The organism is Ottowia beijingensis, from assembly GCF_013423955.1.
In the GTDB taxonomy this organism is placed as follows: Bacteria; Pseudomonadota; Gammaproteobacteria; order Burkholderiales; family Burkholderiaceae_C; genus Ottowia; species Ottowia beijingensis.
The window spans coordinates 3974446-3997756 of the sequence record NZ_JACCKX010000001.1 but is presented as its reverse complement, the minus strand read 5'-3'; the positions used below and the strand labels follow the sequence as shown (position 1 = coordinate 3997756).

Here is a 23311-nt window from a genome sequence, read left to right as displayed (position 1 = left end):
GGCAGGTCAGGCTGGGCGGTCTCAAATCTGAAGTGCAACACCCTCACCGAGGGTAATGTATGCAGATGAGAAAGAGATACGAACACTTGCAGCCAGAAGATAGGGTGACGTTGGCATCGCTGCGCCAGCAGGGCTGGAGCATCAGGGCCATAGCCCGCCTTCAAGGCCGCAGCCCAAGCACCATCAGCCGTGAGTTGCGGCGCAACGCCTGCAATGGCAGTTACGCCAGCGCGCCTGCGCAGCGCCTGTGCCAGCAGCGTCGCATTCAGGTCAGGCCATGCCCCAAACTGCACAGCTCCGGGGCGTTGTGGATGCTTGTCACCACCATGCTGTGCTGGCTGTGGTCGCCCCAGCAGATTACACACACACTCCAGCGCATGTATCCCCAAGAGCCAAGCAAGCATGCCTCGCACGAGAGCATCTACACCGCCATCTATGCATACCCACGCGGCGAGTTGCGCCGCCAGCTCATCGCACTGCTGCGCCAGGGCAAGAGTACACGCCGCCCGCGTTCAGCAGGCTCTCATCGGCGCGGTCAGATTCCAGACATGGTCTCTATCCATGTTCGCCCACCCGAGGTCAATGATCGCGTGATGCCGGGGCATTGGGAGGATTTGATCAAGGGCGCTGGCAACAAGTCGGCGGTGGGTGTGCTGGTCGAGCGCTCAACGCGCCTGGTGCTGCTGTGCAAGATGCCTGACGCATCGGCTGAGAGTGCACTGGCTGCGTTCACCAACAAGCTGCGCCAGATTGCAGACCCGATGCGCCAGACGCTCACCTATGACCAGGGCAAGGAGATGGCCCGGCATAAGGAGCTCGCCGAAGCCCTTGGTATGCGCGTGTACTTTTGTGATCCGCACAGCCCTTGGCAAAAGGGCAGTTGCGAGAATACCAATGGGCTGCTGCGCCAGTTCATGCCCAAGGGCACAGACCTGAGCGTGCATGACCAGGAGGCGCTGGATTCCATGGCCGATCTGATGAACAACCGTCCTCGGCAGACGCTCGGATGGGATTCTCCCTATCAGGCCTTACAGCGATTCATGGCGGCTATCGCCGAGAGGAACTCCGCTACCATTCATTGAATATCAACCAGCGGTGTTGCACTTCAGATTTGAGACCGCCCTGTATTCAGGCGCACTCAGCCTCAGATGAAGCCTGGCGCACCAGGTTTCGTAACCAATTCAGGTCTGGAAAGGCTTCTCGGCTTCTTGCCCAGATCATGACCAGATCCATGGTCGGCAACTCGAAGGGCGGTTTGAAGATGTCAATATCGAAGATTTTCACGTAGTGGAGCGCGAGCGATCGGGGCACCAAGCTGATGATGTCTGTATTGACAACCAACTGAGGGAGCAACGTGAAATAGGGAACCTGGAACTGAGTACGTTGTCGCAAGCCTAGGCGGTTCAGAGTTTCCTGCTCAATGGTCTCGTGTCCGTCTGTACGACAATAGACGGCGTGTGGACGTTCGAGGTACTCGAGCTGACTCATTGCCTTTGCACTGCCTGAATGCGCGCGCCACTGGATTGCCACCAAGTCGTCTTGCATGAAAATTTCATACTGAAAATCCTGATCGCTGCGGCTTATGCCGCAGGCTTGCCAATGGATGGAAGATTGGGGCAGATAATCAGGTCAAGTGATCCGAGTTGCAGTTCTTTGGCGGATGTGCCCGGCGTAGGCGTGAGGGTAAGGGTAATGTTCGGGGCTAGCGTCTGCAGGACAGCCCTAGCCTCGACGTCACGAGTGCCGAAACATAGTCTGCTGTTGCAATGCGAAAGCGCGATGCAGCCGTGTAAGGATCGAATTGCTCCGTTTGGAACAGACGGCCAGTCAACTCCATGATGCGCTCTACCTCTGGTACCAGTCGCTTGGCTCTTTCAGTAAGAACCATTTCCCGGCCATGCTGCATCAGTAGCTCGTCGCCGAATATCTCGCGCAGCTGACGAAGTGATCCACTGACCGTGGATTGAGTGAGGTGCAGCCTGCCCGCAGCTCTGGTTACATTAGCTGTCCGTAGCAACTCAGCCAATATCGGCAGCAGGTTCATATTGACGCTGCGCAGTGTGTTAACCGAATTTTTCATGGCATGCATTCTCCCGTTTGGCGCAGGCTCTGAACCTTGCCGGACTGCAGTCAATCCAGGCGCAGTATGACCCGCCTGTTTTAATTCTTGATGGGTTAGTCTTACTGTGACCTTGCCCCTGTTTCGTGTAGCTCTTAACCCACGGTTCACGCGGCCTTTTACGCTGTGCCTCGTACCAGCGCTGCTCGTACTGCATCGGGCTGAGGTAGCCCAGCGACGAATGCAGCCTGCGGTGATTGTAGAAGGCCATCCAGTCCATCACCGCCTGCCTGGCCTGCTCACGGGTAGCGAATTTGCACCCATGTACGCTGGCTGTTTTCAGCCGGCCCCAGAAGCTCTCGGTCGGTGCGTTGTCCCAGCAGTTGCCCTTTCTGCTCATCGATGAACGCATGCCCCAGTCCTTCAAGGCATCCTGGAACTCATGGCTGCAATACTGGCTGCCCCGGTCGCTGTGGAATATCAGTCCAGGAGGTGGCCTGCGGCGCCACCACGCCATGGCCAGCGCGTCCTTGACCAGGCTGGCCTGCATGTGCGGCTGCAGGCTCCAACCCACCACCTGACGGTTGAACAGGTCGATGACCGCAGCCAGGTACAGCCAGCCCTCGTCGGTTTGGATGTAGGTGATGTCGCCACTGCACAGCTGGTTGGGCGCCTCGGGGTTGAAGCGCCGCTGTACCAAGTCGGGCGCCACCGGCAGGCTGTGGCGGCTGTCGGTAGTCACCACGAACTTGCGTTTGGTCTTGGCCCTGATGCCGTGCTGCTGCATGAGCTTGCGCACCCGGTCCTTGCCCACCCGGATGCCCCGGGCCAGCAGTTCCTTGTGCATGCGTGGCCAACCGTATTCCCCTTCACCTCGGCGTGGATGGCGCGCATGTACGCCAGCAGGGCTTCGTCGCTGTGACGCCGGGCAGGTCCACCGTGGCCAGAATCACGCCGGCGCAGCCAGTTGAAGTACCCGCTGGCGCTGACCTCCAGCACCCCGCAGGACACATTCACCGGGTACAGCTTTCTCATTTGGTGAATCCAGGCGTACCTCGCAGCGTGTCCTGCGCGAAGTACGCCGCGGCTTTTTGCGATGTCGCGCTCCATGCGAAGGCGAGCATTCTCTGCACGCAACCGGGCTATCTCCATCTGCTCGGGCGAGACTTGGATTCTCTTGTCACCACCGCCCGCACCGTCCAATTCTCCCTTGGCTGACAGCCGCACCCAGTTGCCCAGGCTCGCTTTGGGAATGCCCAGTACCTTGGCCACCACCGCAATCGCCTGACCCGAGCGGACCTGCCGAACAGCCTCCTGCTTGAACTCTCGCGTGTACTGCGCACGCACCTGCTTGTCACTCATCTCTGAACTCCTTGTCGGTATTTTCAACAAGGGTTAAGAACTCCAGTTTTCAGGGGCAACCTCAGGAGGCAGCGCGTTTGGCTGGACTCACGCGGCGCTACGCGCGGACATAAGCCAGGTCTCCGAGTTCCACATTGTCACCGTCCGAACAGCATCGTATTGACTCGTATAGGTCATTGGAAATCAACGACTTAGCGCTGTCTCGATCGCAAGCATCGCGCCATGAATTGGCAATTTAACCGCTTTGCCAAATTGCTGTGAGTGACCATTGAACGCATCCGAACTAGGACAGCGCCCAATGGAAACCAAGACCACCGCACCCGAGGCAGGGCCACAGCCCACGCAGCAGCCGATCCAGCCGATCGCCGCTGTGATGCCGACAGAGGGCTTTGTCGCCGTAGATCAAATGTTCAGCCTTCGGCCGCGCGGCGACAAGCGAGGCCGCACAGGCTTCACGCCGTTCGGGCGTACGGCCTTCTACGGCTTCATCAAGGATGGCGTGATTCCGAAGCCCAAGCGCCTCGGCAAGCGCTCCATCTACACCGTGGACGCGGCGCGCGACGTGCTGCGCAAGCTCGATCAGCTTGCCAAGGCGTCCTGACATGGACGCCCCAATGAAAACGCCCGGCGGGCAGGCCGGGCGTGGTGAGAACAAGCAGCAATGCTCAATCGAGCCCCGCCAGTCTGCCATGGTGGACACGGCTACGCGCAAGGCCCTGGCCACCCTTCAAGCCGAATTCGCCCTGACCGGCCACGCGATGACCTGGTGCGCCGATGACGACGGCCTCATCACCATCCTGGTCAGCCGCTGGGTCTTTGCCCGCGAGTTCGACAGTATTGAGCAGGCGCGCGCGTTCCTGCGGCAGATCGGGGGCCCGATGAACGACATCACCGAGATCAATCGCGTCCGCGCCGCGCTGCATGCCGATGACCGTCCGGCCCGCTGCTGGGGCTGTTTCCAGATGCGCGCTCCCGCCCCGGCTGGCTGGTGTGCAGCTACAAGCCGCACAACCCCGCCCATCCGAGCCTTGTCTATCTGGTTTGCCCGAAGTGCGCCAAAAGCCAGAAGGCGATGCGGGGCGCGAGGCGCGCCATTGAAACGAAAGCGCGCTCCATTGCGGAGGCGGCGAGGTGAGCGCAGCCCACGAACTCAATCGCGCCCGGGAGGCGCTGGGACACATCCCGCCCGACCTGCCGCGCGATGAATGGGTGCGCGCCGGCATGGCCGCCCAGGCGGCTGGACTGGACTTCGACGCCTTCGACAGTTGGAGCGCCCAGGCCGCCAGCTACGACAGCCGCGCCGCGCGCGACACCTGGCGCAGCTTCAAGCCCGGCAAGGGCGTAGGCGCCGGCACGCTGTACCGCATGGCCACTGAACACGGCTGGCGCGATGACGCCAAGCCCACGCGCCAAGCCCCAGCCAAGCCCCGCAGCAAGCCCCAGGCGCCCACGAAAGCCCCGCGCCCAGGTAGCACCCCTGCCGATGTGTGGGCGCGCTGCGAGCCAGCTACAGCACAGCATGCGTACATCGTGCGCAAGGCCGCCCAGGGCGTGCCGCTCGATCTGCTGCGCGTGTTGCCCCAGGGTGACCCGCTGCGCATCGGTGGGCACAGCATGGCCGGCGCGCTGGTGGTCCCCGCCCATGGCCCGGCCGGCGAGCTGCAAAGCCTGCAGCTGATTCCGCCCGATGGCCCCAAGATGAACCTGGCCGGGGCGCCGATGACCGGCGCATCGCACATCGTCGGCACTGGCGACGGGCCGCTGTACGTGTGCGAGGGTATCGGGGCTGCATGGGCTTGCTGGCAGGCGACCGGGCATCGCGCCGTGGTGTGTTTCGGCTGGGGCAACGTGTCCCGCGTGGCCGCGCAGTTGCGCCAGCGTGATGCATCCGCCCGGCTGGTGCTGGTGCCCGACGTGGGCAAGGAACCGGACGCCGAAACCATTGCGCGCGAGCTGGGCGCCGCCGTGGCCGCGCTGCCCGAGGGCTGGCCCGCCAATTCGGACGTGGGCGACCTGGCGCAGCGTGACGGCTTGGAAGCGCTGGCCGCGCTGCTGGAAGCTGCCGCAGTTCCTGAGCCGCCCGCGCCGCTGCTGACGCCCGTCAGCGTGCTCGACGTGCACAGCAACCCCAGCCCGCCGCCGCGTTTCGTGTGGGATGGCTACTGCCCGCGGAACGTGGTTACGCTGCTAGGTGCGCACGGGGGCACCGGCAAATCGACGGTTGCCCTGATGCTGGCTGCTGCCGTGTCGACAGGACGGGAGCTTTTCGGGGCTGGCACCGACGCCGTGCCCGTGGTGTTTGCCAGCCTTGAGGATGGGGCCGGCATCGTGCGCCACCGGCTGGCGCACATCTGCCAGTGCTGGGGCATCTCCCCTGCCGAGCTGGGCGCACTGCACATCGTTGACGGCACCGAAAACCCGGAGTTGTTCGCCAGTGAAGGCCGCGGGCCTGGAGACGTGACGCCGGTCTATGCCGAGCTGCGCGAGCTGGTGCGCAGAACCGGCGCCGGGCTGGTCACCATCGACAACGCATCGGACGCCTACGGCGGCGACGAAATCCAGCGCCGTCAGGTGAGGGCTTTCATGCGCTCGCTGGCCGCGATTGCCCGCGAAGCCGATGCCGCCGTGCTGCTGCTGGCGCACGTCGACAAGAACACCAGCCGGGCACGCAAGGCCGAAGGCGGCGAGGGTTACAGCGGTTCCACGGCGTGGCACAACTCATCCCGCAGCCGGATTTTCATGAGCCGCGCCGAGGATGGCTCGTTGACGCTGGAGCACCAGAAGAGCAACCACGGCAAGATGCGCGCGCCGCTGGCGCTGGAATGGCCCGAGGGGGCTTACCGCAGGCCGTGCAGACGCTTTCGCCAGTGGTGCAGGGTATCAGCGACCGCGTGAACACCAAAGCCCTGCTGAGGCTGATTGCCGAATTCACCGAGCGTGGCGAGCACGTCACCACGGCAACGACAAGCCGCACCCATGCCGCGAAGCTGCTTTGCAACGAGCCGGGCTATCCGAGGGTATCAAGCCCGCCGACGTGTTCGACTTGCTGCGCCGTGCCGAGCGGGCCGGGCAACTGGTGCGCGTGATGCGCAGCGCCGAAAACCGGCACCAGAAAGAGGTATGGGAGCTTACACCGCAAGGCCGCGAGTTTGCCGAGCCGCAGCCCATTGCGCTGACTGCGCTGACTTGCGCTGACTTCGAAGTCAACGCACCCGGCGAAGTGTCTGCGCTGACTGCGCTGACTTCGCAGGGGGTACGGGGAAGCGCGCGCAGAGGAAGGCGCAGAGGGGGTGGGCAATGAGTGCGCCCCGGTCGGTTTTGCGCCGACTTCAAGCCGCCGCCATGCGTGCTTGCGATCACTGGGGCGACTCGCCAGCCGCTCGCCAGGAGATGCGCCGCCAGCTCGCCGAAGTCCCGCCCGAGCACCACGCTGCCCTGCTGGAGCACTTCGAGCGCGCCTACCCCGCACAGGAGATCGATCCATGGGCGCCATGAGCCGCACCAAAGGCAAGGTGGGCGAGCGCGAGATTGCCGCCCTGCTGGCCGAACTGACCGGCTGCGACGTGCGCCGCCGCGTGCGCCAGCACGATGGGGATTCCGACCTGGAAGGCCTGCCCGGCTGGTGCGTGGAGGTGAAGCGCCATGCCCGCGCCTCCCGCGCCCTGATCGCCGGCTGGTGGGCACAGGCCGCCGCCCAGGCCGAACGGCACGGCGGCATCCCGCTGCTGCTGTTCCGCCAGGACCGTGACGCCTGGCGCGCCGTGTGGCCGCTGTCCGTCAACCTGACCATGCAGACCGCTGCCATGTGGCGCGGCTACGAATGGACGGCCGAAGGCTCGCCCAAAGCCTGGGCCGCCGTGTTCCGCGAAACCCTGACCACCACCAACCAGGAAACCACCCCATGATCGATGCACTCGTCGCCGGCAAGCTGTTCGGCCAGGTCCAGCAGCGCACCGGCAAGACCGGTCAGCCCTACGTCACCGCCAAGATTCGCGCGGCCGATGGCCAGGGCGAAGGCCAGTTCATCAACGTGATCGCGTTCAGCCGCACCGCCTGCGATGCGCTCATGGCGCTTGGCGATGGCGACAGCACTGCGGTTTCAGGCGCGCTCACCGTAGGCACCTGGACGGACAACACCGGCAACGCGCGCCCCAGCCTGAACCTGCAGGCGCATGCGGTGCTCACGCCGTACCACGTCACCAGAAAGCGCCAGGCAGTCGCCAAGGACAAGGACACGCCACCGCAGCGCGCACCCGCAGCGGCCGGGTACCTGCCCGACGACGTCATGCCTTTCTGAAAGGCACCCCATGAGCATGGATTGGATGCTGCGCCAGCTTGCCCAGACGGGCGGCGCGACGACGGCGCAGGAAGCGAGAAGGGCCGCCTTCAACCCAAAGCCGCCCGGCAGCGTGCAGGTCGGATCGGCCACGCATCACGTCCTGCGCAAGATGGCGACGGCGCCGGCTGAGTGGTGGGCCTACCGCCAGTTGGCCGTGGGCGTGCCCACCCGGTCGAGTTTCCACTGGGCGCTGACGCTGCTGCTCGCGCGCGGCCACATCGAGGCCAGCCGCAGCGATCCGCGGAACACCCGCAACATGAGGTACCGGCTCACCCCGGAAGGCCAGAAAGCCGCGAGGAAGCGCCCATGAGTAGCTGCACCGATCCCCTGGGATGCGAGCGCGCTCACCAGGCCGTCGTACTGGCGCGTCAGGCGGTTTTGAAGCTGACGGATGGGGCTGCCCAGCTTCGCATCGCCAAAGTCGGTTCTGAGGCGATCCTGGAGCGCCTGGACGAGTTGCGCACCTTGCCGCCCACGCCTGACGGCTCACCACACCCGCGCGCGGTGCAGATCACCCAGTTCGTGCGGCGTGCCATTGACCGGCTGGACAGCCATCTTGACGACGCCTACTGCGAAACCCACGCGCTCATCTACCAACTGGACAGCACGATCGGCCAATGGGAACTTGAGGAGCTGGAACCAGCCCAGCATTGAAGGAGCACACCACCATGACCACCCGCACCAATTACTCGCCTGTCGCCGTCTGGCTGAGTCAGTACCTGGCCAACCGGCCCGACGATCCACCGAAGCGCGCCTGGTTCTTCCTCGTGCGCAACGCGCTGCCCCTGGGTGTCGAGGGCTTCGAGCCTTTCGACATGGAGAGCCGCGAGCTGGTGTACCGGATGCGCAATGGCACGGTGCGGCGGATGAACCGGGAAAGCTTCTCGCGCGTGGTGCGGACGATGCGGGCGAGGATGCGGGAGGCTGCCGAATAGCTGCGCTGGCGCTTTGGTCACACTTTGGACAAACCTCGGATGGCCAGGCGAACCAGCCGCCCGGGTGTTTCCACTGAAAGCGCCGCCTCAGTGCGCTGCGACAGGCTGAGCCACCAGCTTGACCCCGAGCGCCTGGCACACGCGCGAAATGGTGTCGAAGCGCGGCTGACTGTCGGCCCGCAGTGCCTTGTACAGCGCCTCACGACCTAGGCCAGACGCCCTGGCGATCTCGCTCATGCCACGCGCCCGGGCGATCGTTCCGAGCGCCTGCGCCAGTGCGGCCGAGTCGTTTTCCTCGATCACCAGCGTCAGGTAATCAGCAATGGCCTCATCACTGTCCAGATGCTGCGCCATGTCGAATTCGGGTAGGTCGGCTACCTTGACCATCATCACTCTCCTTCGAGCGTTCCGGCCCGCTCCTTGGCCGTTTCAATGTCCTTGCGCTGGGTGGACTTGTCGCCACCGCCCAGCATCACGATCACCACGGCGCCGCGCTGGACGTAGTACATGCGCCAGCCAGCGCCGAAGTGCTCGCGCATTTCCATCACGCCATCACCCACCGGGGCCACGTCGCCGAGGTTGCCAGCCTGCGCCTTCTCCAGCCGGCGCGCCAAGCGTATGCGCACCGTGTGATCCCTCAATCCGCTGAGCCAACGGCTGAACTCGGGCAACAGACGGATGGAATTCATAGGCTGTATTGTATTCGATCGAATACAGATACGCAATAGCGTCCTTCTGAATCTATCGTATGACGATATAGCTTGACACTAGATCATCAATCGTCATACGATATAAGCATGACGGAACCGAGCGACACAGACAAGAAAACCAGGCGCGGCGGTCGCGCGCCACTGGATGCGTCGTCGCCGACGGTGATTGTGTCGGTGCGCATGAGCGAGAAGCAGCGCACGAAGTTGGACAAGTTGGGCGGCGGGCCATGGGTGCGCGAGCGCATCGACCGGGCCAGGCTGCCGGATGAGGAAACCGCCAAGCCCCGCGGCGGATCGAGCGGGGCAAAAGGCGGGGCCAGTAGGTGGTGACGCACCAACTGGCCCCTGACCATCAATCACGAATGAGGTGAATCAATGGCTACCGAGACTGTAACCGCAGCAACCAAAGCCAAAGTCGGCGTCCTCGACCTACACAGCGAATGGAAGCTGAACCATGACTGTGGGCTCGACAACGACCTGGACTTGCACAGTCACGAAGCCGCCTCCATGGCCTCACGCCTGCGTGGCATCAGCGCGATTGCGCAGGTGCTGCTGGTGGAATCGCCCGGCGTAATGACCATGGGCGCCAACATGCGCGCAGGGCTCTTGGACGCGATCGATGCCCTGGCCGTCGATGCGAACGAGTATCTGGAGCGGGCCAACATCCGCGCGGCGCAGGCTGCCGCGAAGAACACAGCTAGATCGTGGAAATCGAGCCTCGATCAGTTGAAGGCATGGGCGGCAACACCGGAAGGCGGCAGCATCGCATACGCCAGCAACCAGCCGATGCTCGATCGGCTGGGGGCCAGCGCCGACGCCATTTCCGCTGAGCATCCCGACATGGAGCCAGAACAGGTGTGGCGGCGCGCACATGAGCATGTGCTGGTCAGTGTGCGGGAACAGGCCGCAGCAGCCTGACCATCATCAGCACGAGCCCCAGGCCCGCCACCCGGCGGGCTTTTTCATGGGTGCAGAATCGTCCGCCCTAGCGCCCGTACCCTTGTCAGAACCTTGACGTTCCGGGGCCGCTGATTCGTCCGCCCCGATCGCGCTGACCGTAGTAGAACCTTAGTATTCAGATACCCGGAATCCCGGGTATCTCTCGCCGCCACGGCGCACAAAGTGCACCGCCTTCCCCGACCCGCCCTTGTGGTTCAACGCCCCGAAACGATTCGTCCGCCCGGACCGTGAATCTCAACTTTTTCAACCGGACGAATCACCCCGGCGGCGGCAAACCATGACTTTCCTTAACAGGACGATTCGCCTGCCGCCGTCCGGAATCTCAGGTTTTCTCAGGAGGACGATTCCACCCGACCCCTCCACGCCGGCACAAACCCCACGCCGTCCGCCTCACCCAGCCGCGCCAGCTCCTGCCGCGCCCGGGTGATCTCCGTGCGCAGCGTGCAGCCGTAGGACGGCAGTTCCTGCGCCGCCAGCGCGCGCAGCTTGGCCATGCGCGCTACGGCCAGATTTTCGGCAGCAATCGTCGTCGGATGGGGCGCGGCCTTGGGCACTGCCACCGGCTCAGGCCCGATGCTAAGCACCTTGAAGCCCGTCACCTGCTGGATGCGGCGCTCCAGGTCATCCATGCTGCGCGTGATGACGGTGACGGTGGGATGCGCCAGGCCGGCCAGCTCGGCTTGCAGGCGGGTGACGCCGCGCATGCCGTGGAAGTGCCGGTGCTGGTTGGCCTCGCCGAGCGAGCCGCTGGCCTCCATGCCGCTGTGAAACAGGTCCGGCCGCACGGTGGCCGCGACTTCCGGCGACAGCACGGCGAAGCCGCACGCGGCCATGGCCTGGTGCGCGTAGGTGACGAACTTGCTCATGGGGTTTCTTCCTTTCTTGCCTTCTGGGCTTTGCGGGCGGCCTCCACCGTGGCCTTCAGGTGCGCATTGCGCTGGCGGATCAGGTCATCGAGCTTCTGGCGCTTCTCGTCGGGCGACAGTGCGTCGGAGCGGCGCACGTCGCGCATTTCCTTGTTGATGCCGGCCAGCTCCTTGCCGGCGGCCTCCAGCGGCGAGGCTTCCTCGGCCATGGGGTGCCTTTCCTTGGCGTCGGCCAGCGGCTTTTCTCCCAGCCGATCGAGTTCGCGCAGGGTGCCGCGCAGGCGCTGCGCCTCGTTCAGCATGTCGTAGAACTCGGTTTCGTACCGGGTGCGCCGGGCCGGCTCGTCGGCGTAGAAGCGGCGCAGCACCGGCAATTCGTCCAGGCGCTTGGTCGGCAGCTTGTCGCCAAAGAACGCCTCGTCGCTCAGTTGCAGCCCGTACATCGCCCAGGTGTTGAAGTAGCCGCGCAACAGGGCCTCGGTGCGCGCCGGGTTCACCTGCGCCCACTCGGGCAGTTCGGCCGTGGCCATGCCGAGCGCGCGAAGGGTTTCGCTGGTGTGCGGCTTGGCGCGCATGAACGGCTGCATGTTCTCCATGCCCGGCGTCTCGATGGGCGCCTTGGTGAAGCCGCTGCGGTTGGTGGCCTGCTCCACCAGCGGCGCGATGATCTGCGGGGTGTAGTTCAGGTTGAAGGTCGCGCCCAGGATGCGGGCGAAGTGGCCGCCAGTGCCTTGCGGGTCGGCGTCCACGATCGCCGCCGTCGTGCGCTCGGCGAGGGAGGACATGGCGCCGATCTCCCAAATCTTGGGGTAGCGGAAATGCTGGTCACCGACAAAGAAATGCCAATGCCCGTCCTTGTCCCAGTCGGGCAGGTCCTGGTACTTGGGGTTGTCCCGGTTGAGCAGGTACAGCGCCGAACTCATCAGCGACAGAACACCGGCCTTGGTGGCGATGGCGGCGCGGTTCGGATCGTGTGCCAGGCCGCGGCCAAGGCGGTCGAACGACGTGAGCGCCGGGCGCAGGAACATCACCGTGTCGGTCAGGAAGCCCAGCGCCTGGCTGTCGCCGCGCATGGCAAAGTCCGCGCTGACCTCGCGCCCCAGGTAGGCGGCGTGGCGCGGGTGCTCGCCGGCCTTGATCGCGCGGCTGTACTCGCCCAGGCGGGTGCTGGACTCGAAGGCGTCTGCCAGCGTTTCAACGAAGCCGAGCACCTTGTCAGGGGTGTTCAGCACCGTGCGATGGTCGATGCCCTTGCCGGCGTAGAACTTCTCCAGCTTGGCCCGAAAGCGCCCCTCATCCAGGTAGATCGAGGACAGGCCGCCACCGTTGGCGATGAAGTCCTTGTAAACCGGGTCATTGGTCAGGCGTATCTTCATGCCGCGGATGCTGTCCACCACGGGCCGGAAGCCGGCGCGGCTCATCACGCCGGCCTGTATCGTGTCGCGCGCGATGTTGGCCATCATGAAGTCGGGCGTCAGCGTGATCGTGGTCTGACCCACGCGCTTGGGCAGGCTCAGCCACTTCATCACCGTGGGCATGGCCTTGCGGTCGATGCTTTCCAGCGCGCGCAGCAGGATCGGATCGCCGACCTCGTACCAGGTCGGCTTGCCGTTCCTGAGCACGGCCACCACGTTGCTGCCGGCCGGCGGGATGTTGGTTTGCAGCACGTCGATCAGGCCGGGCGCATCATCCAGCGTCTGGCGCAGGCCGTCGATCAGCGCCTTGGCCTGCGGGTCGGCCTTGTCCAGCCCCATGGCCTTGGCCATGCCGTCGATCATGGCGTCCTTGGTGACGTGCACCGGCCGCGACTCGGGCGGGATGCGGGTCATGAAGCGGCCACCGCCAGCGCCTTCCTTCTCGGCCAGGTTGGCGATCTTCACCCGCGCCTCGTTCTTCACCGCCTTGTCGATCAGCATGGCGGCGTTGGCGGTCATGTTGCTGAGGATGTCGCGCAGGTTCTCGGTGCCGCCGGTGAGCGCCTTCACGCCCGACCAGTCGCCCGGCTTGGCGCGGCCCTGGCCAGGCTGGCCGATGCGGTGGAACGGCATGTATTGGGTGCGCTGCCACTGCGCGCGCGCCTCGGGGTTGATGACGCCCTGCGCCTCGGCGAAGTCCAGGATGCCGCTGTTCCACTTCTGGTACTCGGCGAACGCCTTGTCGTACTCCGGGCGCTTCAGGCGCAGCATGGCGTCGATCTCGCCGCGCGTGAACAGGTGCTCCCGGCCCTGCTTCATCAGCTCATCCGCCGACTTGCCGACGAAGTACAGCAGGCCGTCGTCCAGGCTGCCGGCGATGGGCTTCAGGATGTCCTCCAACCCCTGGCCTTTCCAGGAGAACGAGCCGTCGGCGTTCTTCACCGGCGCGCCGAAGCGCAACGAACCGTCGGCGATGCTGGCCGACGCCCGCGCCAGCCGGGCCGATTCGTAGGGGCCAACCGGGGCGATCTTGCCGCCCGACAGCTCGCGCTCCATGCGGTAGACGCCGTGCAGGTCGTCAAAGACGGCTTGCCGGAAGGCGTCCCGGCGAGTGTCCATGGCGTCCGACAGCGGGCGGTGCATGCCGATCTTGCTGCGGGCGCGGTCGAGCGCGTCCTGTGCGAACCAGTCGCCCATTTCGCGCTGCGCCTTCTTGATGGCCGGGCCGTACTTGTGCGTCTGCACGAAGTCGTCGAACCAGCGCGAGAAGGTGGGCGCCTTGGCCATGGCGGCGTCGGGCTGGGTCAGGTACAGGCGCACGTACTCGGCGAAGCCCTCGAAAACCTTGCCGTTGTCGTAGCTGATCGCGCGCAGCTCCTTGTTGATGGCCTTGGCCTCGGGGCCTTTCAGCCACGCCTGGCGCACCTTGGGCACGCGCCCATCGATCAGGTGCGCGATCTCGTGCGCGGCCACCTCAAGGTCAGCGTGACGCTTCACGCGCACGGTTTCGGTGTCGGTCTTGAAGGTGCCGAGGGTTTTCTTGCCCTTGACGCGGCCGGTGTAGATATTGGTGTCCAGCGCCTTGGCGAAGGGGATCAGAATGTCCTCGCGCCGGATCGGCTTCGCTCGCTTTCCGCCACCGCTGCCGGCGTCGACCAGGCCGCTGCCGGGCACGCCGGCACGCGTCGGACTGTCATCGATCAGGCCGACGTAATTCGCGCCCGGTCCCATGTTGACGGTGCCATCGCGCGGCAGCACCTCGCCATCGTTCAGGGCGTGGCGGGTGGATTGCGCAGCGGCAGCCCTTGGCCAGCCGGCGCTTGATGGTCGCCCGCGACGGCATCCCCGGCAAGCGCGCGGCCTCGGACAGCAGCATCGTCTGCCCATCCACCTGCACCAGCCTGGCGCAGTTGCGCCGCGCCATCTGCCGGCTGGGCGGCGCCCATTCGCAGTTCGTCGGGCAGTAGTCGCCCGCCGTGTCCTTGCGCACCAGCCAATGGTCTGGGCTGGGCGCCGGCCCCATGTCGCGCAGGAACTGGGCGAAGCTCGCCCGCCATTGCGGGCACATCGTCACGCCCTTGGCCCCGTAGTGGCGATAGTACTTGCTGGTCGGGATGTAGCAGCGCTTCTTGATGTCGCGCCAGATGTTCAACTCGCGGCGGGATGGCATGGTCTGCTCCTTGCGTGGTGCGCGCCAGCCCCACGCCTTCGGGGTCGAGCGCCTGCTCAAGACGGGTCAGCTGGTTGTCGATCTCGGCCAGGCGCATGGCCCGGGCCTGGCCGCCGGGGCGGCGCGCGCCGGCTGGCGCACCAGCGCGTCGGCCTGTTCATCGAGCCCCAGCCCTTTCAGCTTGCCCCAGCGGGCGGCGGCGCCGGGGTTGTCGAACTGGGGTGAGCCGGGCAGGTCGTTGCCCAGCCGGTCCTGCGCGACCCAGGAGCCCGAGTCGGTACGGCGTGCACGTTCGCTGATGGTCGGGTCGTCGGGCAGCATCGTGCCGGCCGGCGAGCGCGGGCCAGCGGTTTCCTCGGCCAGCAGCTGGCGCGCCAGCTTCGGCGTCATGCCGTCCTGGCGCATCAGTTCCGCGTAGCGCGGGTTGCTGTCCAGCAGCTGGACGTGCGAGGTGGCGGTGATGCCGTCGTGCACGCCGTCGGCCACCAGCGTGGCGCGCTGCTCCAGCGCATCAGCGGCGGCGCGGTAGGCGGTGGCCACGTCGGGCACGCCCCGGGCGTCCATCTCGTCGGCAGCGGCGCGCACGCGGGCGGCCTCGCCGCGGTAGCTATCGACCCGCTGCATGGGCTCGGGCGTGGCAGCGTCGATGCTGTCGGCCAGGTTGCGTGCGATCACGTCCACGCCGCGCTGCTCGGGTGTCAGCTTGGCGGGCAGTGGGTCCACTGCGGGCGGCGCATCCGGCAGCACGGCGTCGGGCGCCAGCGCGGCAGGCGGCAGCGCGTCGGGGCCATCCATGACCGCATCGGCCACGCGCGGCGTGCGCGGCTGGGTGGCCAGCGGCTGAGCCTCATCGATCGGCACGAAACCGCTGCGCTGGCCGGCCTGCACCGCCTGCACCGGAACACCGGCTCGGCGATCCCAATGGGCCAGGGTGTCGGCGACGGTCCTGCCCTTCAGGTAGCGGTTGGCCGCCATCTGCTGCTTGCTGAGGATCGACGCCATGGGCGTGTCGGGCGCCGCCTGCGCCATGCGGATGGCAGCATGAGGCCCGAAGTGGTGCGCCGCGTACAGGGTGTGGTTGTTGACTTCGACGCCCTGCGAGCGCAGCGCGGCGGCGTTGTTCGCGTCCAGTACGCGCGCCATCTGCGCCGACTTGGCGGGGTCGGTGCGCAGTTCCAGCAGTTCAGCCCGGTTCAGCCCCTTGGCCCAATCCGGTGACGCCTGCTCCACGGTGCGCAGCCATGTGCCCTCGATGAACTGGTCCGGCCCCAGCGCCGTGCTGCTCGGGTTCTTGGCCGTCGCCCGGCCGCCGGATTCCAGTGTGCGGCGAAAGGTTTGGTAGCTGGTGGGGGCCTCGGGTGCCGGCCGTGCAGCTGGGCGCCCACCCCGCTTGCCCACCAGCCCGGGCAGCGCCATCGGCAGCGCCTGAATCGTGGTATCGACCGCCGTGGCGGCCAGTGGGCTGCCGGTGGCGTCCAGGGTCTTGTTGCCGACCCAACCGGCGCCCTGCGCCAGCTTCTCGAACGGATAGGCGACGATGCCGGCGGCCTGCTGGCCCATCTCGCCACGCGGCTGGTAGGTCAGCGCCTCGCCGACCGACTGCACCACGTCGGCGCCGCGCTTGTCGGTCAGTCCGACCTGGTGCGCTGCCTCGGTGGCCAGGCCCGCCCACCCGGCGATCGGCTGGGCTGCGCCCATCGACAGCAGGTTCAGCCCCGCCTCCCCGATGGCCGTCAGCGGGTTATTCAGCAGGACGGTGCGCAGCACGCCAGCGGTGGCGGGCGATGGTTTGTCCGGCTCGGCGGGCTGGGGCTCGGCCTGCGCCAGCGGCACGAAGCCCTGTGCGGGCTCGGTGGCGGACGGCGCGGCTGCCTGTGCCTCGGCCAGCGGCACGAAGCCGCGGCGCTCGGGGTCTGCTGCGACCGCCGCCGCCGTGGCGGTGTCGGCGTCCTCGATCTCGGCAAGCGGGGTGAATCCCATGGCGCCCCCGATCAGCGGTAGTAGCCCACGAGCTTGCCGCGCGCGTCGAGCACTTCCGTGCCCTTGTCGGTGTCCTTGCCCAGCCGGTATTTGTTCATCGTCCGGTCGGTGTTGAAGCGGGCGGTGACTTCCTTGCGCAGCTCGGCCGGCGACTTGGGCGGCGGGCGCTGGGCGCCGTCGAACTGATCGTCCTCGCCGATCTTGCGGCGCGCAGCCAGTCCAGCCTGGCGCGCCAGGGCGGGGTCATAGTCCGGGTTCTCGCGGCCGGTGTTCGTGGTCTTGGCGGTGCGCCGGCGGATTTCGTCTGGGTCCATGCCGCTGATGTACTCGCGCGCGGCGTCGATTTCCAGGTTTGTGCGCTGCTGGGTGACAGTCAGGGGCTTGGCGTTCGGGTTGCCCTTCGCGTCGAGCGTGCGGGTCAGGCGCTGGTCGGCGGCGTCGATGGTGCGCTGCGCGCGGGCATCGGCGGCGGCGATCTGCCGGTCTGTGCGGGCATCGCGGCGATCATCAGCAGCGGCGCGGCCATCCTGGCGCTGGGTTTCGAGCGTGGTCTGGCGTTCCAGCAGTGCGGCGCTGTCCTCGCGCTTGGCGTTGCGCTCGGCGAAGTGCTTCACCGCCTCATGCGGCGCCATGTAGATCGCGGCCTGGGACAGCAAGTCGTCGGTCTTGAGCGTTTGGGCGCCCAGCTCCTCGCCCTTCGGGCCGAACATCGTCACCACCATGGCGCCGGCTTCCTTGCCCGGCGTCAGGCGCACGCTCTGACCATCACGCGCCAGCTGGCTGTTGTACAAACCTTCGAAGGACTTGAGCGCGCCATTGGTGTCGCCGAACGAGAAGCGGCGCACGCCGTCGGTCCAGGCTTGGGCGTACTTGCGGCCCTGTTCCGTGTCGATGAAGGTCTGATAGGCCTTGGCCTGGTCAATCTTTCCTGCCGCAGCAACTCGTCGACCACCCGCGGCGTGCTGGTTTGCAGATAGTTGGTCAGGGCGCTGTCTTGCACCCCTTGGCTGGCAGGGCCTGGCTGGGCAGCGCCGCCGACTGCGGCGCCTGGCAAGGGCCGCCCGGCGTGAAGGTGCTCGCGGCCGGGGCGCCTGCGGTGGCGCTGCTGGGCATCCCGCCGCGGTCTGCACGCACGGCGGCAGCCAGGCGCTGGCGGTCGGCTTCCTCTCGATCCTCCTTGGCCCGAAGGCGCTCGGCCTGGTCCAGTTGCACGCCGGCCGCGGCAGCGCGCAGCGGGTCGCTCATGGCGCCTGCCTCGATCAGCTTGCGCGCGCGCAGGCCGGACACCTCACGCTCGGACAGCTCGCCGGCATGGCGGGTGCCCATGAAGTCGGTGACGGTCTGGCGCTGCACGACCTGGCTGGGCAGGATGCCGGCGCCCTGCATGCCACCGCCGGCCAGGTTCGGCGTCGCGGTGTAATTGCCGGCGTCGTCGGTGCCGATGGTGTACAGCGGCTGGCCCTCGGCGTCCTTGGCGTTGGCCAGCGCCTCGATGCGCTTGCCGTCCTCGGCGGTGTAGCCCTGCGATTGCTCGGGCTTGGCGGATAGCGCCGCGTCGGCGGCCTGATTCTGCTGAATCTGCCGGCCCAGGTGGTAGCCCTTGAGGCCGCCGTCGATCAGGCCAGTGAGAAAGCTGAGGTTTGCCCGTCGGCTCATGGTTGCGCTCCTTGGTTCGTAGAGTCGTCGCGCGCCAGCACCATCACCATGGGCCGCACGCCGTTGAAAACGGTGGTGTAGAAAGCCTCGTCGCCCATCAAGCGAAGAAGCGGGGTGTCGACCGGCTCGGGGAACCATACGCCCACGAGGTCGAGCCCGGCCAGGGCTGCGGTGTCGCGCGTCTGCTGCCATGGCCAGGCCGTCGAGTGGGTGTGGTGGGCCAGCAGGTGGTTGTCGCCGTGCTGGCGCTCCATGTCGTAGATCAGCACCCGGCCGCCCGGACGAAGCACGCGCGCGGCTTCCCGGAATGTGGTGAGCCAGTCGGCGGCGTGGCAGATGGCGTGGTTGAACATCACGGCATCGAACGACTCATCCGGCGTCGGGATGTCGTCGAAGCTGGCCAGCAGCTGGGGCATGCCAGCCGGCGCCAGGTCAAGCTGGGCCTGGCTGATGTTCAGCAGCGTGAAATGCAGGTCGGGCCGCTGCTCGCGCATCAGGCGCGCCACTTCGCCCACGCCACAGCCGGCGTCCAGGATGCGCGCGCCCGGCGGCGGGTTCAGGTGGTCGAGCAGGATCGCGCAATGCTCGGCATCGGTTTCGGCCAGCTTCCAGATGTGAAGCAGGCGCACGCCGCGCTCGATGACTATGTGCGGCGTGGCGGCGTCAAGGATGCAGGCGTGGTCGGCGATCGAAAGCATGCCCGTAGTGGGCCATGCTGGATACGGAAACCGGGCGATTTGCGCGAAACCCCGGGCTGGCGTCACTCGCGGTTACGATTGCGCGCACACAACTACCCGGAGGAAGTGTCATGAAGAAGCTTGTCGTGCTATTGCTCGCCGCCGTCCTCGCCGGATGCGCCACGGTGAACTATCAAGCCTATGAAGGCAAGAACAACCTGCACGAGGGACAGGGCGGCTCAAAGGTAGTAGCCGACGGGGTGGATTTCTGGGCGAATGGCGCGCCGCCCCGCAAGTACACCATCATCGGGGTGGCCGAGGCCGAAGTCGGGGAGGGGTGGGGCGACAACGACATCCTGCGCAGCGCCGTCGCCAGCGAGGTGAAGAAGCAGGGCGGGCATGCCGCGATCCAGATGGCCAGCGAAAGCAGCTTTGGCGGCGTGATGCCGATCGGCGGGATGATGTACGCCCTGAACAACAAGAAGGTTCGCTACCAGGTCATCAAGTACGTGGACTGAACCCAGCATCGCCGGCGGTTCGGCCAATTTGTAACGCCGCAGGGCCGCATCCAGGCCGCCCTACCCGACTGCAAACGGCAACCATACGGCAACGGCGAGGCCCAAAGAAAAAGCCCGCTAGCGTTTGCATAGCGGGCTTTCCTTGCCTTATGTGGCTCCCCGACCTGGGCTCGAACCAGGGACCTGCGGATTAACAGTCCGTCGCTCTACCGACTGAGCTATCGGGGAATAGCCTTGCATTATAGCCCGAATTTCACGGCATTCGAGCGCGCTGAAAAATTTCTTGGCGTGCGTTCAAGGCTGGCCGCGTTCGCAGACGAAGGTGAGGGCCACGCGTTCGTATTCGGTGGCCAGATTGGCGCGGCCCTGCAGGCCGCCGCGCGCTGGCAGGCGTTCCTTGCGCACATCGAGTGTGCGTGCGGACATGGCAACGCTGGAACAGTAGGTGATGGCTTCCTGGCGCGCCGATTCTTCGGGCGAGAGATCGCCTTCGCGCCCCGTGACGGGGCCTTCGCGATAGATGGTGCGCGCCTGCGGATGGCCACGCAAGGCTTGCGTGGCGTCGCGTTGCGCATCGCCTAGCGTGCCACTGTAGGAGTAGGGCGTGCGGCCATCGGTTGCACAGGCAGCAAGCAGCAATGCAGTCAAGGCCGCAGCAAGGGCAGGGCGAAAAGCGGTCATGTCGAATCTCCTTTTCGCGCTATTATGGGCAACACACTCCGGGGTGCCCGCACACGCGAGCTGAGATGGCTGACCGCAGCCGAACCCGTCAACTTGATCCGGTTAGCACCGGCGTAAGGAAGAGCAGCACCTTCAGCGCATCACCTCGGCATGAGGCCGAATGCGCAACAGGCAGCCCGGAGTCTTTGCATACAGACGCCACAGGAGACTGCCGATGAACGCCCCCGATAAATTCGCCCAGTTGCTCACGCTCACGCGCGAGCCGTTTCCCGCCTCGACCAAGACGTATCTCGAAGGCACGCGGCCGGACATCCGCGTGCCGGTGCGCGACATCCGCCTGACCAATGGTGCTCAGGCCAGCGTGTACGACACCTCGGGGCCCTACACCGATCCGCAGGCCGCCATCGACGTGCGGCGCGGCTTGCCGGCACTGCGGCAGGCATGGATCGACGAGCGCGGCGATACGGAAAGCTACGAAGGCCGGCTGGCGCACATCCTGGACGACGGCGGCAAGCACGATGCGCGCGACAGCGAACGCATCGAGCAACTGCGGCGCGAAGCCGCCGGCCTGCAGCGCCAGCCGCGTCGCGCCAAGGCTGGCGCCAACGTCACGCAGATGCACTACGCGCGCCAAGGCATCGTCACGCCCGAGATGGAATACATCGCCCTGCGCGAAAACGGCCGGCTGGAGTGGGCACGCGAGCACCTGGGCGACCCGAAGCGCGAGGCGCGCCGCCGCGGCAACCCCATGGGCGCCGTGATGCCCGAGGTCATCACGCCCGAATTCGTGCGCGATGAAGTGGCGCGTGGCCGCGCCATCATTCCGGCCAACATCAACCACCCGGAGATCGAGCCGATGATCATCGGCCGCAACTTCCGCGTGAAGATCAATGCCAACATTGGCAACTCGGCCGTCACCAGCAGTATCGAGGAAGAGGTTGAGAAGCTGGTGTGGTCGATCCGCTGGGGCGGCGACACGGTGATGGACCTTTCAACCGGCAAGTACATCCACACCACACGCGACTGGATCATCCGCAACTCGCCCGTGCCGATCGGCACCGTGCCGATCTACCAGGCGCTGGAGAAGGTGGGCGGCATTGCCGAAGACCTGAACTGGGCGATCTTCCGCGATACGCTGATCGAGCAGGCCGAGCAGGGCGTGGACTACTTCACCATCCACGCCGGCGTGCGCCTGCCGTTCATCCACCTGACGGCCGACCGTGTGACGGGCATCGTCAGCCGCGGCGGCTCGATCATGGCCAAGTGGTGCATCGCGCACCACCAGGAGAGCTTCCTCTACACGCACTTCGAGGAGATCTGCGAGATCATGAAGGCGTATGACGTGAGCTTCAGTCTCGGCGACGGCCTGCGGCCCGGCTGCGCATCGGACGCGAATGACGAGGCCCAGTTCGCCGAACTGCGCACGCTGGGCGAGCTGACGCAGATCGCCTGGAAGCACGACGTGCAGACCATGATTGAAGGCCCCGGCCACGTGCCCATGCACATGATCCAGGAGAACATGACGGAGCAGCTCAAGCACTGCCACGAGGCGCCGTTCTACACCCTGGGCCCGCTCACCATCGACATCGCGCCCGGCTACGACCACATCGCCAGCGCCATCGGCGCCGCCATGATCGGCTGGATGGGCACGTCGATGCTGTGCTACGTCACGCCCAAGGAGCACCTGGGCCTGCCGGATCGCGACGACGTCAAGCAGGGCATCATCGCCTACAAGATCGCCGCCCACGCCGCCGACGTCGCCAAGGGCCACCCCAGCGCCCGCGCGCGCGACGACGCGATCAGCAAGGCGCGCTTCGAATTCCGCTGGGAAGACCAGTTCAACCTGGGCCTGGACCCGGACACGGCGCGCGACTTCCACGACGAGACGCTGCCCAAGGACAGCAGCAAGACCGCGCACTTCTGCAGCATGTGCGGGCCGAAGTTCTGCTCGATGAAGATCACGCAGGACGTGCGCGACTACGCCGCGAACCTGGGTGTGAGCGAGCAGGAGGCGCTGCAGCGCGGGATGGACGAGAAGTCGAAGGAGTTTGCGGCGAAGGGTGGGGAGTTTACATCCCGATCAACAAGGCTTGATCTGGCGAAGCGCACTTCAGCCAAGATAAGCTCGATGGAAGAAACAGGCCTCCAGCCTTATCTATCTAGCGCAAGCAGCTATAAGAGAAGTAGCTATTCATGAGCAAAGCCTTGCACATGGGCATCGCCGGTGCCGGCCTGCTGGGTCGGCTGCTGGCTTGGCAGTTGTCCCGGGCGGGGCATCGCGTCAGCGTGTTCGACCCGTCGAGCAGCGCGCAGCCCGTCGCGCGCAGCCAGGCGCCCGATCCCTACGTGCCCACGGCGGCGGCGTTCACGGCGGCGGGCATGCTCAGCCCGCTGTCCGAACTGGACAACGCCGAGCCCGCCGTGGCTGCGCTGGGCTGGCGCTCGATTGCCTTGTGGCGGCAGATCGCCGCGCAACTGGGGCGCCCGGAACTGGTCAGGGCCGAAGGCAGCCTGATGCTGGCGCACCGCGCCGACCTGGGTGCCGCGCAGCGCGTGCTGGACCGGCTGAAGGCGGCCACCGCCACGCCCGAGTGGCAAGCGGCCAGCCCGCGCGAGGGCGTGCAGCCGCTCGACCTGGCAGCGCTGCGCGCGCTGGAGCCATCGGTGCAAGGCCCCGCGCACGCTTGGCTGCTGCCGGGCGAGGGCAGATCGACACCGTGGCCGCGATGGCGGCGCTGCACGATGGCGCGAAGGATGTCGATTGGCATTGGGGCACCCGCGTGCTCGCCGTTGATGGGGGCGAGGGCGGCGGCACGCTGCGCCTGGCCGATGGGCGCGTACTGGCCTTCGATGTGGTGATCGATGTGCGCGGCGTGGGGGCCAAGGCGGCGCACCCTCACCCCAGCCCTCTCCCGCAGGCGGAAGAGGGAGCCAAAGAGGACATCCGTGAGTCGGCTGTTTCTCCCTCGCCCCTCTGGGGAGA

General features: G+C 66.2%; 27 protein-coding genes, 1 tRNA gene, 2 pseudogenes and 1 riboswitch. Of the genes and pseudogenes, 15 read left to right on the top strand and 15 right to left on the bottom strand.

Annotated features, from left to right (window positions below; genetic code table 11):
- The first annotated feature begins 65 nt into the window (after positions 1-65).
- Positions 66-1082 carry an IS30 family transposase gene (locus tag H0I39_RS19710; protein WP_180551893.1) on the top strand — a complete coding sequence of 339 codons (1017 nt, stop codon included), beginning with the start codon at positions 66-68 and terminating at the stop codon, positions 1080-1082.
- Between the two features lie 46 nt (positions 1083-1128).
- Here H0I39_RS19710 and H0I39_RS19705 read toward each other — a convergent pair whose 3' ends face one another.
- From H0I39_RS19705 to H0I39_RS19695, 3 genes and pseudogenes are all read right to left on the bottom strand, one after another.
- The gene (locus tag H0I39_RS19705; RefSeq protein ID WP_308645941.1) at positions 1129-1584 is read right to left on the bottom strand and encodes a LysR substrate-binding domain-containing protein; all 456 of its coding nucleotides are present in this window, start codon (positions 1582-1584) and stop codon (positions 1129-1131) included.
- A 118-nt stretch (positions 1585-1702) separates the two neighbouring features.
- Positions 1703-2080 (bottom strand): LysR family transcriptional regulator, encoded by a 378-nt coding sequence (locus H0I39_RS19700; RefSeq protein ID WP_180549156.1) that lies wholly within the window; start codon positions 2078-2080, stop codon positions 1703-1705.
- A 154-nt stretch (positions 2081-2234) separates the two neighbouring features.
- Positions 2235-3421, bottom strand: a pseudogene (locus H0I39_RS19695) (IS3 family transposase); the annotation flags it as partial.
- A 298-nt stretch (positions 3422-3719) separates the two neighbouring features.
- Here H0I39_RS19695 and H0I39_RS19690 point away from each other — a divergent pair.
- Complete coding sequence (locus tag H0I39_RS19690) at positions 3720-4022, top strand: MerR family transcriptional regulator (protein ID WP_180549154.1); 303 nt, start codon at positions 3720-3722, stop codon at positions 4020-4022.
- 64 nt (positions 4023-4086) lie between these two features.
- Here the strand turns inward: H0I39_RS19690 and H0I39_RS19685 are convergent, their stop codons facing one another.
- The gene (locus H0I39_RS19685; protein WP_180551608.1) at positions 4087-4344 is read right to left on the bottom strand and encodes a hypothetical protein; all 258 of its coding nucleotides are present in this window, start codon (positions 4342-4344) and stop codon (positions 4087-4089) included.
- 208 nt (positions 4345-4552) lie between these two features.
- Between H0I39_RS19685 and H0I39_RS19680 the strand changes: the two genes are divergently transcribed.
- The 8 genes from H0I39_RS19680 to H0I39_RS19645 all read left to right on the top strand — a co-directional run bounded on the left by H0I39_RS19680 (position 4553) and on the right by H0I39_RS19645 (position 8695).
- Positions 4553-6316, top strand: a complete 1764-nt coding sequence (locus H0I39_RS19680) for an AAA family ATPase (RefSeq protein WP_180551607.1) — start codon at positions 4553-4555, stop codon at positions 6314-6316.
- Positions 6313-6507, top strand: a complete 195-nt coding sequence (locus H0I39_RS19675; protein ID WP_180549150.1) for a hypothetical protein — start codon at positions 6313-6315, stop codon at positions 6505-6507. The genes H0I39_RS19680 and H0I39_RS19675 overlap by 4 nt, the downstream gene beginning before the upstream one ends.
- Positions 6456-6722, top strand: a complete 267-nt coding sequence (locus tag H0I39_RS19670) for a hypothetical protein (RefSeq protein WP_180551606.1) — start codon at positions 6456-6458, stop codon at positions 6720-6722. Before H0I39_RS19675 ends, H0I39_RS19670 begins: the two co-directional genes overlap by 52 nt.
- Before the next feature lie 181 nt (positions 6723-6903).
- Positions 6904-7326 carry a putative PDDEXK endonuclease gene (locus H0I39_RS19665; RefSeq protein ID WP_180551605.1) on the top strand — a complete coding sequence of 141 codons (423 nt, stop codon included), beginning with the start codon at positions 6904-6906 and terminating at the stop codon, positions 7324-7326.
- Positions 7323-7718, top strand: coding sequence for a single-stranded DNA-binding protein (locus H0I39_RS19660; protein WP_180549147.1), 396 nt, complete (start codon positions 7323-7325; stop codon positions 7716-7718). The genes H0I39_RS19665 and H0I39_RS19660 overlap by 4 nt, the downstream gene beginning before the upstream one ends.
- Positions 7719-7728: 10 nt before the next feature.
- Positions 7729-8070, top strand: coding sequence for a hypothetical protein (locus H0I39_RS19655; RefSeq protein ID WP_180549146.1), 342 nt, complete (start codon positions 7729-7731; stop codon positions 8068-8070).
- Positions 8067-8414 (top strand): hypothetical protein, encoded by a 348-nt coding sequence (locus H0I39_RS19650; RefSeq protein ID WP_180551604.1) that lies wholly within the window; start codon positions 8067-8069, stop codon positions 8412-8414. Before H0I39_RS19655 ends, H0I39_RS19650 begins: the two co-directional genes overlap by 4 nt.
- 14 nt (positions 8415-8428) lie before the next feature.
- Entirely contained in the window at positions 8429-8695 is a 267-nt protein-coding gene (locus tag H0I39_RS19645) for a hypothetical protein (protein ID WP_180551603.1), read from the top strand.
- Positions 8696-8782: 87 nt separating this feature from the next.
- Here the strand turns inward: H0I39_RS19645 and H0I39_RS19640 are convergent, their stop codons facing one another.
- Both H0I39_RS19640 and H0I39_RS19635 read right to left on the bottom strand, forming a co-directional pair.
- Positions 8783-9082, bottom strand: coding sequence for an addiction module antidote protein (locus H0I39_RS19640; RefSeq protein WP_180549143.1), 300 nt, complete (start codon positions 9080-9082; stop codon positions 8783-8785).
- 2 nt (positions 9083-9084) lie between these two features.
- Entirely contained in the window at positions 9085-9384 is a 300-nt protein-coding gene (locus H0I39_RS19635; protein ID WP_180551602.1) for a type II toxin-antitoxin system RelE/ParE family toxin, read from the bottom strand.
- A 108-nt stretch (positions 9385-9492) separates the two neighbouring features.
- Here H0I39_RS19635 and H0I39_RS19630 point away from each other — a divergent pair, with 108 nt between their 5' ends.
- Both H0I39_RS19630 and H0I39_RS19625 read left to right on the top strand, forming a co-directional pair.
- On the top strand, positions 9493-9735 hold the full coding sequence (locus tag H0I39_RS19630; RefSeq protein WP_180549141.1) for a hypothetical protein: 243 nt from the start codon (positions 9493-9495) through the stop codon (positions 9733-9735).
- A 45-nt stretch (positions 9736-9780) separates the two neighbouring features.
- Positions 9781-10323 (top strand): hypothetical protein, encoded by a 543-nt coding sequence (locus H0I39_RS19625; protein ID WP_180551601.1) that lies wholly within the window; start codon positions 9781-9783, stop codon positions 10321-10323.
- A gap of 374 nt (positions 10324-10697) precedes the next feature.
- On the opposite strand, the gene H0I39_RS19620 is transcribed toward H0I39_RS19625, so the two are convergent.
- From H0I39_RS19620 to H0I39_RS19590, 7 genes are all read right to left on the bottom strand, one after another.
- Positions 10698-11231 (bottom strand): hypothetical protein, encoded by a 534-nt coding sequence (locus H0I39_RS19620; RefSeq protein ID WP_180551600.1) that lies wholly within the window; start codon positions 11229-11231, stop codon positions 10698-10700.
- Positions 11228-14404, bottom strand: a complete 3177-nt coding sequence (locus tag H0I39_RS19615; RefSeq protein ID WP_180551599.1) for an LPD38 domain-containing protein — start codon at positions 14402-14404, stop codon at positions 11228-11230. The genes H0I39_RS19620 and H0I39_RS19615 overlap by 4 nt, the downstream gene beginning before the upstream one ends.
- The gene (locus H0I39_RS19610) at positions 14340-14816 is read right to left on the bottom strand and encodes a hypothetical protein (protein WP_180551598.1); all 477 of its coding nucleotides are present in this window, start codon (positions 14814-14816) and stop codon (positions 14340-14342) included. Before H0I39_RS19610 ends, H0I39_RS19615 begins: the two co-directional genes overlap by 65 nt.
- Before the next feature lie 66 nt (positions 14817-14882).
- Positions 14883-16796 carry a hypothetical protein gene (locus tag H0I39_RS19605; RefSeq protein ID WP_180551597.1) on the bottom strand — a complete coding sequence of 638 codons (1914 nt, stop codon included), beginning with the start codon at positions 16794-16796 and terminating at the stop codon, positions 14883-14885.
- An 11-nt stretch (positions 16797-16807) separates the two neighbouring features.
- Entirely contained in the window at positions 16808-17641 is an 834-nt protein-coding gene (locus H0I39_RS19600; RefSeq protein WP_180551596.1) for a hypothetical protein, read from the bottom strand.
- Positions 17642-17777: 136 nt separating this feature from the next.
- On the bottom strand, positions 17778-18452 hold the full coding sequence (locus H0I39_RS19595; protein ID WP_180551595.1) for a hypothetical protein: 675 nt from the start codon (positions 18450-18452) through the stop codon (positions 17778-17780).
- Entirely contained in the window at positions 18449-19150 is a 702-nt protein-coding gene (locus tag H0I39_RS19590; protein ID WP_180551594.1) for a class I SAM-dependent methyltransferase, read from the bottom strand. The genes H0I39_RS19595 and H0I39_RS19590 overlap by 4 nt, the downstream gene beginning before the upstream one ends.
- 110 nt (positions 19151-19260) lie before the next feature.
- On the opposite strand from H0I39_RS19590, the gene H0I39_RS19585 reads away from it, so the two are divergent.
- The gene (locus H0I39_RS19585) at positions 19261-19647 is read left to right on the top strand and encodes a hypothetical protein (protein ID WP_180551593.1); all 387 of its coding nucleotides are present in this window, start codon (positions 19261-19263) and stop codon (positions 19645-19647) included.
- Positions 19648-19799: 152 nt separating this feature from the next.
- Here H0I39_RS19585 and H0I39_RS19580 read toward each other — a convergent pair.
- A tRNA-Asn gene (locus H0I39_RS19580) sits at positions 19800-19875 on the bottom strand.
- Between the two features lie 66 nt (positions 19876-19941).
- A complete protein-coding gene (locus tag H0I39_RS19575) occupies positions 19942-20328 on the bottom strand; it encodes a hypothetical protein (RefSeq protein ID WP_180551592.1) in 387 nt (128 codons plus the stop codon).
- 29 nt (positions 20329-20357) lie between these two features.
- Positions 20358-20466, top strand: a riboswitch (TPP riboswitch).
- A 76-nt stretch (positions 20467-20542) separates the two neighbouring features.
- On the opposite strand from H0I39_RS19575, the pseudogene thiC reads away from it, so the two are divergent.
- Together thiC and H0I39_RS19565 are read left to right on the top strand one after the other, a co-directional pair.
- Positions 20543-22422, top strand: a pseudogene (gene thiC, locus H0I39_RS19570) (phosphomethylpyrimidine synthase ThiC).
- Between the two features lie 99 nt (positions 22423-22521).
- Positions 22522-23187, top strand: coding sequence for an FAD-dependent oxidoreductase (locus tag H0I39_RS19565; protein ID WP_180551590.1), 666 nt, complete (start codon positions 22522-22524; stop codon positions 23185-23187).
- The last annotated feature ends 124 nt before the right edge of the window (positions 23188-23311 follow it).

Coding starts and splice junctions, on each gene's coding strand:
- H0I39_RS19710 (WP_180551893.1), top strand. CDS start 66: ATGAGAAAGAGATACGAACACTTGCAGCCAGAAGATAGGGTGACGTTG.
- H0I39_RS19700 (WP_180549156.1), bottom strand. CDS start 2,080: ATGAAAAATTCGGTTAACACACTGCGCAGCGTCAATATGAACCTGCTG.
- H0I39_RS19690 (WP_180549154.1), top strand. CDS start 3,720: ATGGAAACCAAGACCACCGCACCCGAGGCAGGGCCACAGCCCACGCAG.
- H0I39_RS19685 (WP_180551608.1), bottom strand. CDS start 4,344: ATGCAGCGCGGCGCGGACGCGATTGATCTCGGTGATGTCGTTCATCGG.
- H0I39_RS19665 (WP_180551605.1), top strand. CDS start 6,904: ATGGGCGCCATGAGCCGCACCAAAGGCAAGGTGGGCGAGCGCGAGATT.
- H0I39_RS19660 (WP_180549147.1), top strand. CDS start 7,323: ATGATCGATGCACTCGTCGCCGGCAAGCTGTTCGGCCAGGTCCAGCAG.
- H0I39_RS19655 (WP_180549146.1), top strand. CDS start 7,729: ATGAGCATGGATTGGATGCTGCGCCAGCTTGCCCAGACGGGCGGCGCG.
- H0I39_RS19650 (WP_180551604.1), top strand. CDS start 8,067: ATGAGTAGCTGCACCGATCCCCTGGGATGCGAGCGCGCTCACCAGGCC.
- H0I39_RS19645 (WP_180551603.1), top strand. CDS start 8,429: ATGACCACCCGCACCAATTACTCGCCTGTCGCCGTCTGGCTGAGTCAG.
- H0I39_RS19640 (WP_180549143.1), bottom strand. CDS start 9,082: ATGGTCAAGGTAGCCGACCTACCCGAATTCGACATGGCGCAGCATCTG.
- H0I39_RS19635 (WP_180551602.1), bottom strand. CDS start 9,384: ATGAATTCCATCCGTCTGTTGCCCGAGTTCAGCCGTTGGCTCAGCGGA.
- H0I39_RS19630 (WP_180549141.1), top strand. CDS start 9,493: ATGACGGAACCGAGCGACACAGACAAGAAAACCAGGCGCGGCGGTCGC.
- H0I39_RS19625 (WP_180551601.1), top strand. CDS start 9,781: ATGGCTACCGAGACTGTAACCGCAGCAACCAAAGCCAAAGTCGGCGTC.
- H0I39_RS19620 (WP_180551600.1), bottom strand. CDS start 11,231: ATGAGCAAGTTCGTCACCTACGCGCACCAGGCCATGGCCGCGTGCGGC.
- H0I39_RS19610 (WP_180551598.1), bottom strand. CDS start 14,816: ATGCCATCCCGCCGCGAGTTGAACATCTGGCGCGACATCAAGAAGCGC.
- H0I39_RS19605 (WP_180551597.1), bottom strand. CDS start 16,796: ATGGGATTCACCCCGCTTGCCGAGATCGAGGACGCCGACACCGCCACG.
- H0I39_RS19595 (WP_180551595.1), bottom strand. CDS start 18,452: ATGAGCCGACGGGCAAACCTCAGCTTTCTCACTGGCCTGATCGACGGC.
- H0I39_RS19590 (WP_180551594.1), bottom strand. CDS start 19,150: ATGCTTTCGATCGCCGACCACGCCTGCATCCTTGACGCCGCCACGCCG.
- H0I39_RS19585 (WP_180551593.1), top strand. CDS start 19,261: ATGAAGAAGCTTGTCGTGCTATTGCTCGCCGCCGTCCTCGCCGGATGC.
- H0I39_RS19575 (WP_180551592.1), bottom strand. CDS start 20,328: ATGACCGCTTTTCGCCCTGCCCTTGCTGCGGCCTTGACTGCATTGCTG.
- H0I39_RS19565 (WP_180551590.1), top strand. CDS start 22,522: ATGAGCAAAGCCTTGCACATGGGCATCGCCGGTGCCGGCCTGCTGGGT.